8 protein-coding genes are annotated in these 13,047 nt (G+C 72.3%); 6 read left to right on the forward strand and 2 right to left on the reverse strand.

Features of this window, described 5'->3' with window-relative positions; all coding sequences use genetic code 11:
- The 6 genes from AB0O53_RS23815 to galE form a co-directional block, all read left to right on the forward strand.
- The coding region (locus AB0O53_RS23815) for an Rne/Rng family ribonuclease (RefSeq protein ID WP_365198045.1) at positions 1 to 3,567 on the forward strand (3,567 nt) is incomplete at its 5' end.
- A gap of 260 nt (positions 3,568 to 3,827) precedes the next feature.
- Positions 3,828 to 4,148 (forward strand): 50S ribosomal protein L21, encoded by a 321-nt coding sequence (rplU, locus tag AB0O53_RS23820; RefSeq protein ID WP_015033583.1) that lies wholly within the window; start codon positions 3,828 to 3,830, stop codon positions 4,146 to 4,148.
- A gap of 13 nt (positions 4,149 to 4,161) precedes the next feature.
- A complete protein-coding gene (gene rpmA / locus AB0O53_RS23825; protein WP_030027134.1) occupies positions 4,162 to 4,416 on the forward strand; it encodes a 50S ribosomal protein L27 in 255 nt (84 codons plus the stop codon).
- Between the two features lie 177 nt (positions 4,417 to 4,593).
- Positions 4,594 to 6,039 (forward strand): GTPase ObgE, encoded by a 1,446-nt coding sequence (gene obgE / locus AB0O53_RS23830; RefSeq protein ID WP_350995406.1) that lies wholly within the window; start codon positions 4,594 to 4,596, stop codon positions 6,037 to 6,039.
- 70 nt (positions 6,040 to 6,109) lie between these two features.
- A complete protein-coding gene (locus AB0O53_RS23835; RefSeq protein WP_350995408.1) occupies positions 6,110 to 7,726 on the forward strand; it encodes a glycosyltransferase family 2 protein in 1,617 nt (538 codons plus the stop codon).
- A gap of 59 nt (positions 7,727 to 7,785) precedes the next feature.
- The gene (gene galE, locus AB0O53_RS23840) at positions 7,786 to 8,799 is read left to right on the forward strand and encodes a UDP-glucose 4-epimerase GalE (protein ID WP_350995410.1); all 1,014 of its coding nucleotides are present in this window, start codon (positions 7,786 to 7,788) and stop codon (positions 8,797 to 8,799) included.
- A 90-nt stretch (positions 8,800 to 8,889) separates the two neighbouring features.
- Here galE and AB0O53_RS23845 read toward each other — a convergent pair whose 3' ends face one another.
- Together AB0O53_RS23845 and AB0O53_RS23850 are read right to left on the reverse strand one after the other, a co-directional pair.
- On the reverse strand, positions 8,890 to 10,038 hold the full coding sequence (locus AB0O53_RS23845; RefSeq protein ID WP_365198049.1) for a glycosyltransferase: 1,149 nt from the start codon (positions 10,036 to 10,038) through the stop codon (positions 8,890 to 8,892).
- A complete protein-coding gene (locus AB0O53_RS23850) occupies positions 10,035 to 12,914 on the reverse strand; it encodes a bifunctional glycosyltransferase/CDP-glycerol:glycerophosphate glycerophosphotransferase (RefSeq protein ID WP_365198052.1) in 2,880 nt (959 codons plus the stop codon). The genes AB0O53_RS23845 and AB0O53_RS23850 overlap by 4 nt, the downstream gene beginning before the upstream one ends.
- Positions 12,915 to 13,047: the final 133 nt, after the last annotated feature.

Consider the following 13,047-nt stretch of genomic DNA (forward strand, 5'->3'; position numbering starts at 1 on the left):
GCGACGCGTGCCGTGGCTGCTCCGGCGGCTGAGGCTGCCGAGGTTCCGGTTGTGGAGGCTCCGGCTGCCGCTGAGGCTGCCGCCCCGGTGGTCGAAGAGGCCACTGCCGCTCCGGCTCCGCGTGCCCGTCGTCGTGCGACGCGTGCCGTGGCTGCTCCGGCGGCTGAGGCTGCCGAGGTTCCGGTTGTGGAGGCTCCGGCTGCCGCTGAGGCTGCCGCCCCGGTGGTCGAGGAGGCCGCTGCCGCTCCGGCTCCGCGTACCCGTCGTCGTGCCACCCGCGCCGTCGCCGCCCCCGCCGCCCAGGCCCCGGCCGCCGAGACCGCGGCCGAGCCCGCCCCGGCCGCCGCCGCGGAGGAGGCCCCCAAGGCCGCCCGCGCCGTGACCGTCGCCGACGCCGTGGACGCCCCCAAGCGCGGCCGCCGCCGCGCCACCCGCTCCACCACCACCGCGGCCGCCGCCGCCCCGCAGCAGCCCGCCGCCGAGCCCGAGGCCGCCGAGGCGCCCGCCGCTCCGGCCCGTGCCCGCCGTGCGGTGCGCCCCGCCGTCGCCGTCTTCCAGGCGCCGGTCTTCACCGAGCCGATGTTCCAGACCCCCGAGACCGCCGCCATGGCCGCCGCTGCCGCCGCAGCCGCCGCCCCGGCCGAGGAGGTCGAGGAGGAGGAAGAGACCGAGGCCGCGGCTCCCGTCGAGCCCGCGCAGCCCGCCGGCCGCCGCCGTCGCCGTGGCCGCGGCGCCGCCGAGAACGCGCCGGTCTCCCTGCCCGAGGTCCTCGCGGAGGAGGAGCCGGAGGCCGAGGCCGCCGAGTTCGAAGAGGAGTCCGCCGAGTCCGCGGAGTTCGACGAGGGCGACGAGTCGGGCGAGCGCCCCTCGCGCCGTCGCCGTCGCGGTGGCCGTCGCCGCCGTCGCGGTGAGGCCGCCGACCTCGACGAGTCCGCCGAGGACGAGACCGAGGCCGAGACCGCCGAGCAGGACGCCGACGAGGAGGAGGACGAGGAGACCGACGAGGCCTCCGGCTCCACCTCCAGCCGTCGTCGCCGCCGTCGCCGCCGCCGCAGCGGCGAGCCCGCCGACGCCGCCGGCGAGTCCGCCGGCGACGAGGACGGCGTCCGCACCGTCGTCAAGGTCCGCGAGCCCCGCCCGGCGCGCGAGAAGGCCGAGCCGTCCGACGAGGTCCAGTCCATCAAGGGCTCGACCCGCCTGGAGGCGAAGAAGCAGCGCCGCCGCGAGGGCCGCGAGCAGGGCCGCCGCCGCGTGCCGATCATCACCGAGGCCGAGTTCCTGGCCCGCCGCGAGGCCGTCGAGCGCGTCATGGTCGTCCGCCAGAGCGGCGAGCGCACCCAGATCGGCGTCCTCGAGGACAACGTGCTCGTCGAGCACTACGTCAACAAGGAAGAAGCCACCTCGTACGTCGGCAACGTCTACCTGGGCAAGGTCCAGAACGTGCTGCCGTCGATGGAGGCCGCCTTCATCGACATCGGCAAGGGCCGCAACGCGGTCCTGTACGCCGGCGAGGTCAACTTCGAGGCGCTCGGCATGGCCAACGGGCCGCGCCGCATCGAGTCCGCCCTGAAGTCCGGCCAGTCGGTCCTCGTGCAGGTCACCAAGGACCCGATCGGCCACAAGGGCGCCCGCCTGACCAGCCAGGTCTCGCTGCCCGGCCGCTACCTGGTCTACGTGCCCGAGGGCTCGATGACCGGCATCAGCCGCAAGCTGCCCGACACCGAGCGCGCGCGCCTGAAGACCATCCTCAAGAAGATCGTCCCCGAGGACGCGGGCGTCATCGTGCGCACCGCCGCCGAGGGCGCGAGCGAGGACGAGCTGCGCCGCGACGTCGAGCGTCTGCAGGCCCAGTGGGAGGACATCCAGAAGAAGTCGAAGCAGATCACGACCTCTTCGCCGTCCCTCCTGTACGGCGAGCCGGACATGACCGTCCGCGTCGTGCGCGACATCTTCAACGAGGACTTCTCCAAGGTCATCGTCAGCGGCGACGGCGCCTGGGAGACCATCCACGGCTACGTCTCGCACGTGGCCCCGGACCTGGCCGACCGGCTCCAGCGCTGGACCTCCGAGGTCGACGTCTTCGCGACGTACCGGATCGACGAGCAGCTCGCCAAGGCGCTCGACCGCAAGGTGTGGCTGCCCTCGGGCGGCTCGCTTGTGATCGACAAGACCGAGGCGATGATCGTCATCGACGTCAACACCGGCAAGTTCACCGGTCAGGGCGGCAACCTCGAGGAGACCGTCACCAGGAACAACCTGGAGGCGGCCGAGGAGATCGTGCGCCAGCTGCGGCTGCGCGACCTCGGCGGCATCGTCGTCATCGACTTCATCGACATGGTCCTGGAGTCCAACCGCGACCTGGTCCTGCGCCGCATGCTGGAGTGCCTGGGCCGCGACCGCACGAAGCACCAGGTCGCCGAGGTCACCTCGCTGGGCCTGGTCCAGATGACCCGCAAGCGGGTCGGCCAGGGCCTGCTGGAGTCCTTCTCCGAGACCTGCGTCCACTGCAACGGCCGCGGTGTCATCGTCCACATGGAGTCGCCGGCCGCGATCGGCGGCGGTGGCAACGGCAAGCGCTCCAAGCGCCGTGGCGGCCGCACCGAGTTCGACCAGCACGACCACGAGGTCGAGACCGTCGAGACCGCCGAGCCGGAGGCCTTCGAGTCCGAGGCCGAGGTGGCCGCCGAGGTCGCGGCGCCGAAGGCGCTGCCCGAGCCGGCGTTCGTGGCGGGCGAGGAGCTCTACGGCTCCCCGGCCGAGGCCGAGGCCGCCGCCGGCCTGAGCGGACGCCGCAACCGGCGCCGCGCCACCCGCAAGGCCACCGCTCCCGCGGGCGCCCCGCGGGGCGAGGCCGCCGCGGTGCAGGCCCCGGCCCCCGTGGCCGAGGCCGTCGCCGAGCCGGTGACCGAGCCGGCCGACACCGTCCTGGAGCCGGCCGCGGAGGTCGTCGCCGAGGTCGTCGCCGAGGCCGCCCCCGCCGTGGAGCCGGCCCCGGCCGCCCCGGTCGAGGAGGCCGCGCCGAAGGGCCGTACCCGTCGCCGTGCGACCCGCAAGGCCACCGCGCCGGCGCCGGTCGCCGACGCCGCCCCGGAGCCGGCCGTGACCGCGGAGCCGGAGCCGGAGCCGGTCGTGGCTTCCGAGCCCGAGCCCGTCGTCGAGCCCGAGCCGGTCGCCGCCGTCGAGGAGGCCCCGGCGGCGGAGGCCGCACCGGCCCGTCCGCGCCGTCGTGCCACCCGTAAGGCCACCGCACCCGCCGGTTCCCCGGCGGGCGCCGCGGAGGCCGCCGTGGTGGTCGTCGAGGCCCCGGTGACCGAGCCGGCGGCGCCGGCCGAGGAAGCCGCGCCCGCCGAGGAGCCCGCGCCGGCCAAGAAGGCCGCCCGCAAGGCTCCGGCCAAGAAGGCCGCCGCGGCGAAGAAGGCCCCGGCCAAGAAGGCGGCGGCCGCCAAGAAGACCGCGGTCAAGAAGACGGCCACGACCAAGAAGACCGCGACGAAGCGGGCGACGAAGAAGACCGCGGCGGCGGAGCAGCAGGCTGCCCCGTCCGTCTCGGCTCCGACCGAAGCCTGATCCGTCACACGACCGTGGGCCCCGCCGACCGGCGGGGCCCACGGCCGTGCGGGACCCGGTTTGACCCTCCGGAACCGGCCCCGTAACCTAGACCGTCGGCGTGTCCTGTACGCGCCGCGCTCCTGAGCACCTTCCTCCCGCTTCCCGCGCGCAAGCGCTGTACGGGAGAGGCCGCTCGTCCAATCCGGATCAGCGTGGGCCCCGGCCCGCCTGAGCGGCTGGCTTCAGGAGCATCCGTCCCGAGTGAGAGAGAGATCCGCGTGTACGCCATCGTGCGCAGCGGTGGTCGCCAGCACAAGGTTGCTGTCGGCGACATCGTTGAGGTTGACAAGATTTCCACTGCCAAGGTTGGCGACACGGTCGAGCTCTCGACCCTGCTCGTTGTCGACGGCGACGCCGTGACCAGCGACCCGTGGGTCCTGGCCGGTATCAAGGTCACGGCCGAGGTCGTGGACCACCACAAGGGCGCCAAGATCGACATCCTGCGCTACAAGAACAAGACCGGCTACCGCCGTCGCCAGGGTCACCGCCAGCAGTACACGGCGATCAAGGTCACCGGTATCCCCGCGGCTGCGAAGTAAGAGGGACTGAGACATGGCACACAAGAAGGGCGCATCGTCCACCCGGAACGGGCGCGACTCCAATGCCCAGCGGCTCGGCGTGAAGCGCTTCGGCGGTCAGGTCGTCTCCGCCGGCGAGATCCTCGTCCGCCAGCGCGGCACCCACTTCCACCCGGGCTCGGGTGTCGGTCGTGGTGGCGACGACACGCTGTTCGCGCTGCAGGCCGGTGCCGTGCAGTTCGGCACGCACCGTGGCCGCAAGGTCGTCAACATCGTTCCGGCCGCCTGATCCAGCTTCGGCTGATCGAGCGTTCGTAACTTCCCGAGGGCGGATCTCAGCTCTTCCCGGCTCAGGCCGGGAAGAGAGGTCCGCCCTCGGCGCGTTGTCACATAGACACGTTTAATGGGCAGCAAGGCCTGCCACCGGATTTTCCGGACTATCCCCGCTGTATCTGGAGGAACAACCATGACCACCTTCGTGGACCGCGTCGAGCTGCACGTCGCCGCGGGTAACGGAGGCCACGGCTGCGCCTCCGTTCACCGGGAGAAGTTCAAGCCGCTCGGCGGCCCCGACGGCGGCAACGGCGGCCGCGGCGGCGACGTCATCCTGGTGGTGGAGCAGGCGATCACCACCCTGCTGGACTACCACCACAGCCCCCACCGCAAGGCCACCAACGGCAAGCCCGGCGAGGGCGGCAACCGCTCCGGCAAGGACGGCCAGGACCTGATCCTGCCCGTTCCGGACGGCACCGTCGTCCTCGACAAGCAGGGCAACGTCCTCGCCGACCTCGTCGGTCAGGGCACCACCTACGTGGCCGCCGAGGGCGGCCGCGGCGGCCTCGGCAACGCCGCGCTCGCCTCCGCCCGCCGCAAGGCCCCCGGCTTCGCGCTCCTCGGCGTCCCCGGCACCACCGGCGACATCGTCCTGGAGCTCAAGACCGTCGCCGACGTGGCGCTGGTCGGCTTCCCGAGCGCCGGCAAGTCCTCGCTGATCTCGGTGCTCTCCTCCGCCAAGCCGAAGATCGCGGACTACCCCTTCACCACCCTCGTCCCGAACCTGGGCGTCGTCACCGCCGGCTCGACCGTCTACACGATCGCCGACGTCCCGGGCCTGATCCCCGGCGCCAGCCAGGGCAGGGGACTGGGCCTGGAGTTCCTGCGCCACGTCGAGCGCTGCTCGGTGCTCGTGCACGTCCTGGACACGGCCACCCTGGAGACCGACCGCGACCCGATCGCCGACCTCGACGTCATCGAGGAGGAGCTCAAGCTCTACGGCGGCGGCCTGGAGAAGCGCCCGCGGCTCGTCGTCCTCAACAAGGTCGACATCCCCGACGGCCAGGAGCTCGCCGACATGGTGCGCCCCGACCTGGAGGCGCGCGGCTACAAGGTCTTCGAGGTGTCCGCGGTCGCCCGTACGGGCCTGAAGGAGCTCTCCTACTTCCTCGCCGAGGTCATCGCCAAGGCCCGCTCCCGCAAGCCGAAGGAGGAGGCGACCCGCATCGTCATCCGCCCGAAGGCCGTGGACGACGCCGGCTTCACCGTCGCCTACGACGAGGCCGAGGACGTGTACGTGGTGCGCGGCGAGAAGCCGGAGCGCTGGGTCCGCCAGACCGACTTCAACAACGACGAGGCCGTCGGCTACCTGGCCGACCGGCTCAACCGCCTCGGTGTCGAGGACGCGCTCAAGAAGGCCGGCGCGCGGGCCGGCGACGGCGTCGCCATCGGCTCCGACGAGAACGCGGTCGTCTTCGACTGGGAGCCGACCATGATGGCCGGAGCCGAGATGCTGGGCCGCCGCGGTGAGGACCACCGCATGGAGGCGCCGCGCCCGGCCACCCAGCGCCGCAAGGAGAAGGAAGCCAAGCGCGGGGATTCGGCGCAGCAGGAGTACGACGAATTCCGGCCGTTCTAGTCCACTCCCGAGGGAATCTGCCCCGGAGGGTTTGAAGGCGTCTTTATGTGGGTCGCCTAGGATCCTCCGGGTGAACAGCAGCAACCTCCCCACGGTCTCCGTCGTGGTCATCGCGTACAACGACGCCGGGCTCGTGGGCGAGGCCGTCTCCTCGGCCCTCGCCCAGGGCCCGGTGGTCACCGAGGTCATCGCGGTGAACGACGCCTCGTCCGACGGCACCGCGCGGGTGCTGGACGAACTGGCCTCCGTCCACCCCCGCCTCAAGGCCGTGCACCGGACGGAGAACAGCGGCGGGTGCGGCACCCCGCGCAACGACGGGATCGCCGCGGCGTCCGGCCGCTACGTGCTCTTCCTCGACAGCGACGACATCCTGCCACCGGGCGCGGCGGACGCCCTGGTGCGCGCCGCCGAGCGGCACCGCGCCCCGGTCACCGTCGGCGCGGCCGTGCGGCGCGAGCTGCCCCAGCACCACGACGTGCCGTGGATGCCCGGTCTCTACACCCCCGGCGACGTCATCGAGCGCCCCGCGGACCGGCCCGAGCTCGTCCGCGACACCCTGTGCGTCAACAAGCTCTACGAGCGCGCGTTCCTGGAGGAGCACGGCCTGCGCTTCCCGGACGGCCGGTTCGTCTACGAGGACTTCGTCTTCACCTCCCGCGTGCTCGCCGCCGCCCCCCGCATCGCCGTCACCGGCGACCTCGTCTACGTCTGGCACGTGCGCCGCAGCGCCGCCCAGGTGTCCATCTCCCTGGACCGCAAGGACGTCGGGAACTGGCGCTCCCGCATCGAGGCCCACCGCACGGCCGCCCGGACCCTGGCCGCCGCCTCCCCGGTCCTGGGCAGCGCCTGCCACGTGAAGTTCCTCGAGTACGACCTGCCCATGTACCTGCGCGAGCTGGGCACCGACCCCGAGTACCGGGCCGCCTGGTGGACCCTCACCCGCGAGTACCTCGACACGTTCGCCGAGGCCGACGTCGAGGCCGCCGCGGCCCATGCCCGCTGGATCGTACGGGTGCTGCGCGCCACCGCGACCCCGCCCGCCGACGTCGAGCGGCTCACCCGCCTGGCCGCGCAGCCGCCGCGCCTGCTGCCCCCGTACGCGGTCGGCGCCTCCGGCGAGCCGGTGTGGAGCGAGGAGCTCCCCGTCGAGCTGGACGGCCTGCCGACGCTGCCGGTCGGGGAGCTGCCCGTCACCGTCGACGCCGAGCCGGCCGGCCGCGGCGCCGTCCGGATCCGCGTGCACGACCTCTACGGGCGCCTCGCCGAGGCGGGCCCGCAGACCGCGCGCCTGAGCTTCATGCCCCGCGCCGGGGGCGAGCCCGTCCTCGCGCGCCCCGTCGAGCTGCTGCCCGACCGCAGCGGCGGCTGGATGGCCGTGCTGCCGTTCCGCCTCGCCGACCTGGCCGTCACCGGCCGCCGCCAGGGGCTGCGCAGGATGCAGGCCTGGAACGTCGGGGTGGGCGTGCAGTGTGCCGACGGGAGCTCGGTGTTCACCTCCCTGCGCCCCCGGGGCCGGCTGCTCCGCCGTCGGGCGCTGCCCAGCAGCCGGTACGGTGTTCTGCTGGCGCAGCCCTACCGGACGGGGGCCGGCGCCCTCGCGCTGCGCCTCGCGCCGGGCGCCGAGGGAGCCCTGTACCTCGTACGCAACCGCCTCCACCGGGCCCGGGCGGCCCGGGGGGCGGGCTGAACCCGATGCGCCCCGCTGCGCTTTCCCCACCGAAGTCGGACAGGACCAAGGAGATACACATGACGTTTCTGATCACCGGTGGCGCCGGTTACATCGGCGCGCACGTCGTCCGCGCGATGCTGCTCGCGGGGGAGAAGGTCGTCGTCCTCGACGACCTCTCCACGGGCAACGAGGACCGCGTCCCGGAGGGCGTCCCGCTGGTGGTCGGCTCCGTCCTGGACCGGCTGGTGCTGGAGAAGACCCTCCGCGAGCACAAGATCACGGGCGTGGTGCACCTGGCCGGCAAGAAGCAGGTCGGCGAGTCCGTCGAGAAGCCGCTGTACTACTACCACGAGAACGTCCAGGGCCTGACGGTCCTGCTCCAGGCCGTCGCCGACGCGGGCGTGCGCAACTTCCTCTTCTCCTCCTCCGCCTCCGTGTACGGCATGCCCGACGTCGACCTGGTCACCGAGGAGACCCCGTGCGCGCCGCTGAGCCCGTACGGCGAGACCAAGCTGGCCGGCGAGTGGCTGGTGCGCGCCGCGGGCAAGGCGCACGGCATTTCCACCGCGTGCCTGCGCTACTTCAACGTGGCGGGTGCGGCGACCCCGGAGCTCGCGGACACCGGCGTCTTCAACCTGGTGCCGATGGTCTTCGAGCGCTACGACGCCGGCCAGGGCGCCAAGATCTTCGGTGACGACTACCCGACGCCGGACGGCACCTGCATCCGCGACTACATCCACGTCGAGGACCTGGCGGAGGCCCACGTGGCGGCCGCCCGCAAGCTGGCCGAGTGGGCCGCGGCGGAGGACTACAAGGACCTCACCGTCAACATCGGGCGCGGCGAGGGCGTTTCCGTCGCCGAGATGGTCGAGCTCCTGAACAAGGGCACCGGGCACGACTACGCCCCCGTGATCAGCCCGCGCCGTCCCGGGGACCCGGCGAAGGTCGTGGCCTCCGCCGAGCGGATCAACACGGTGCTGGGCTGGGCTGCCCGGCACGACGTCAGCGAGATGGTCACCTCCGCCTGGGCGGGCTGGGAGGCCAACAAGGTGGCCCGCGCGGACGCGCACCGCGACGTCCACAAGGCCTGACGGGCACCGCCCCCGCCGTACGACGAAGCCGCCCGCCCCGGACACCTCCGGGGCGGGCGGCTTCGTCGTTCCTCGCGTGTGGCGCCGCCGTCAGCGCTCCAGGAAGGAGAACAGCTCCTCCCACCGGTCGGTGATCTCGGCGCTGGAGTAGCGCTTCACCGAGCGGAAGGCGTTGTCCCCGAGCCGGTCGCGCAGCTCGCGGTCGGACATCAGCGCGTGCAGGTGTCCGGCGAGCTCCATCGTGTTGCCCAGCCGGGCCAGCAGCCCGTCCTCACCGTGCTCGACGATCTCCCGCACGCCCGGCGCGCAGTCGAAGGCGGCCGGTGCCACACCCGCCGCCATCGCCTCCAGCAGCGTGATCGGGAAGCCCTCGGCGCGCGAGGCCTGCGCGAAGACCGAGGCCTCCTGCAGCGCGCCGAGCACGTCGTCGGTGCTGCCCATCCACTCGACGGAGTCGTCCAGCCCGAGCGAGGTGCAGTGCGCCCGCAGCGCCGCCTCCTCCACGCCCGCGCCGTAGATCCGCAGGACCCAGTCGGGGTGGTGCGGCGCCGCGTCGGCCCACGCGTCGAGCAGCAGGTCGACGCCCTTCTCGAAGGCGAGCCGGCCGACGCTGGCCACGATCTTCCCGGTGCGCCGAGCGGGGGTGGCGGGCATGAAGGGGATCGGGTTCGGCATGCTGCCGACGTTCTCCATGCCGGCCCGGATCCACAGGTCCGCGTCCTCGGGGGTGAGCACCAGCAGCCGGTCCACCTCACGGAAGTGCCGGCGGACCCGCTCGCCGCGGGTGGACTTCTGGCTGGCCTCGAACGACTCGTGGCTCATGCCGATGACGGAGAGGCCCTTGGTGTCGGCGAGCGCCACCCACTCCATGGCCCAGACCTGGGTGACGATGACGACCCCGCCCGGGCGGGCGCCGCGCAGCAGTTCGCTCAGCCGGTCCGCCTTGACCCGCATCTGCGCCCGCCGGGCCGCCTGGCGGCGCCGCTCGGGCGCGTTCAGCCGGCCCTTGATGCCGCGCAGCCGGCGCGCCGACGGCGGGTGGGCCTCGTACAGCGTGGTCGTCGCGTACGGCAGGTCCTGGGGCAGCTTCTGCCGGATCTCCTCGGCGACCGGCGCGATGCCGACGATGTGGACCCGGTGCCCGCGGTCGGTGAACTGCCGGGCCATCTGGTGCGACCAGGTGGTCACGCCGCCGATCTCGTCGACGCTGTTGGAGACGATGAAGATGTCCCGGCTCACTTGCCGCTCCCGGTGAAGAACTTCTCGACGATCTGGCGGGCCGCGTCCCCGCGGTCGTACTCGCCGAACTCGGTGAGGAAGCGCTGCCGCGCCTCCGCGTACTTGGCGTCCGCCTCCTCGAAGGCCGCCAGCGCCTGCAGGAGTTCGTCGGCGGTGGCCACCACCGGGCCCGGGGCCTTCTCCTTCAGGTCGAAGTACGTGCCGCGGATGTCGGTGGCGTACTTCTCGTAGTCGTACGCGAAGAACACCATCGGCCGGTCCAGGACCGCGTAGTCGAACATCACGGACGAGTAGTCGGTGATGAGTCCGTCGGCAAGGGCCAGCAGCGGGGTGATGTCGTGGTGCCGTGACACGTCGACGACCCGGCCCGCGACCGACGGCGGCAGCGAGACGCTGTTGAGGTAGTGGGTCCGCACCAGCAGCGTGAAGCGGTCGCCGAGCCGGTCCGCGAACTCCTCCACGTCGAAGGGGAAGGTGAAGCCCTCCACCGCGCCGTCCGCGCCCGCCCGGAAGGTCGGCGCGTACAGCAGCACCTTCTTGTCCGGGTCGATGCCGAGTTCGGTGGCGAGGGCGCCGCGGACCCGCTCGCCGCTGTCCATCTCGGCCCGGTGCGCCTCGACGAGGGCGTCGTTGCGCGGGTAGCCCGTGCGCAGCAGCACCTCGTCGCGCAGCCGGAAGCCCTTGGCGAGGGTGCGGGCGTCGTGCTCGGAGCGGATCAGGAAGTGGTCGAAGCGGTCGACGGCCGCCTGGAAGCGGGCCTGGCCGGCCCGGCCCTGCGCCTTGGTGCGGGGCTCGTGGAAGCCCATCCGCTTGAGCGCGGAGCCGTGCCAGGTCTGGATGTACGTGGTGCCCGGGCGCTTGGCGAGGGCCAGGGGGAAGCCCTGGTTGTCCACCCAGTACTCGGCCTGGGCCAGGGCGCGCAGGTACTGCCAGCTCCAGCGCTTGACCAGGGTGGCCTCCTTGGGGAAGCCGGTGGGCCTGGAGCCCGCGTACGACCAGACCGCCTCGAAGGGCACGCCCTGGCGGACCATCTCCTCGTAGATGGCCTTCGGGCTGTCGCTGTACTGCTTGCCCATGTGGCTCTCGAAGACGACCGTGCCCTTCTTGACGGGCAGCTTGGAGAAGACCTCGTGGTAGATCTTCACCTTCTGCTCGCCGGAGCCCATGTTCCGGCGGGCCCGCAGGGCCTTGCGCAGACCCCGCTTGACCACGCCCGCCGCCCTGCCCTGTATGGCGTTGTTGATCAGCGACTGGGTGCGTACGGCGGCGGCGCCCTCCGCGGTCAGGACGTAGGAGAGGTTGCCCTTCTTGGTCATCTCCGCCGCGAAGCGGTCGGAGACCAGGCGGGTCAGCCGCGGCCGGACGCGCAGCCGGGCCGCCGAGTCCAGGTCCAGGCCGCCGATCGAGACGCGGGTGGTGATGCGCTCGCCCCCGGCGGTCAGCTTCAGGCGGACGTCCCAGACGGCGTCGATGATGCCGAGGGGGCGCACGGTGCCGCCGATGTCCGCCGTCGTGCGCCACTCGATCGTGTCACCGGCGTGTCGCACGCTTGCCACGGGGAAGCTGAAGGAGCGCACGCCGATCTGGCGGCGGGCCCGCAGCTCCAGGGTGGCCTTCAGCTCCGCGTCCTCGGCGATGCGGCCCAGCGGGTTCACCACGGTGCCGGACAGCGTGACGGTGCCGCGGCCGTCGTCCTCGTAGGAGGTGAGGCGGTTGCCCAGGGTGAGGGACGCGAGCGGGGTGGTGTGGAAGCCCTGCTCGGTGACGTCCAGTATCCGGCGGGCCTCGGCGGCGTCGGGGCCGTCGATGTGCTGCGCGCACCAGTAGACGCGGCCGTCGCGCTCGGCGAGCGGGGAGGTCAGCCGACCCTTGTTGATCATGGCGTCGGCGGCCGGGAGCAGGTTCTCCCAGTCCTCCTTGCCCAGCAGGTACGCGCAGATCGCCTGGAGGTGGGTGACGTGCTCGTAGGCCTCCGGGTCGATGCCCGCGAGGTAGCCGTTGGCGAGGCCCGCGAACTCCTGGCGGTACTCGTCGCTCAGCAGCGGCAGGTCACGCAGGTGCAGGACCAGGTCGTGCTTGAGGAACTTGGCGTCCTTCGCGGACTTGATGTCCGTGTGGCCCTTGGCCGCGAGCAGCTCGTCGACGCGACGGTGGATCTCCATCCGGTGGACGAAGTTCGCGATCTCGTGGCGCCGGTTGCTGATCGACTTGGCCGCGGCCTTCTCGACCACGTTCCAGAAGTAGACGTGGTTGGGGATCAGCGTGATGCGCCGGGCCGCCACGTACGCCTGCGCGGAGAACAGCAGGTCCTCGTAGTGGATGCCGACCGGGAACTCCAGGCCCTGCTCCAGCAGGAACGCGCGCCGGTAGCACTTGTTCGTGGAGAGCGTGTCGTAGACCAGCAGGTCCGGGAACTCGGTGATCGACTCCAGCGTGCGGGTGCTCGAGTAGATCCAGGGGTACCACTCGGTGGTCTTGCCCCACCGGTTGTCGAGGTGCACGCGTACGCACATGCCCGAGACCAGGTCGGAGCCGGTCCGCTCGGCGGCGGCCAGCATGTTCCGGCAGGCGTTGCGCTCCAGCACGTCGTCGCTGTCCAGGAACATCACGTACGTTCCGGTGGCCTGCTGGACGCCGTGGTTGCGCGGCGCACCGCAGCCGCCGCTGTTCTGCGGCAGCTGGAAGGCGCGCACCCTCCCCGGATGCGCGGATTCGAGTTCCTGGGCGACCGCGAAGGAGCGGTCCTGGCTGCAGTCGTCGACGATCACGATCTCGACACCCTGGAGTGTCTGGTCGAGAACCGACTGGACTGCTGTCGACAGACGCTCTGCGTCGTTGTAGACGATGACGACCACGGAGACGTCGGGCACGTGCACCTCGATCCCTTCGTTTCGTTCCGCTCATTCCGCTTATCCCGTCAAAGCTACCGTGTGCCGCCCTCGGCTCAGGCAGGGCGACTCTCGGTAGCCGCTCGCCGTGCATACTTCTAAGGAAGAGGTGAGAGGCGGG

This window comes from Streptomyces erythrochromogenes (assembly GCF_040684695.1).
GTDB classification, from domain to species: domain Bacteria; phylum Actinomycetota; class Actinomycetes; order Streptomycetales; family Streptomycetaceae; genus Streptomyces; species Streptomyces erythrochromogenes_C.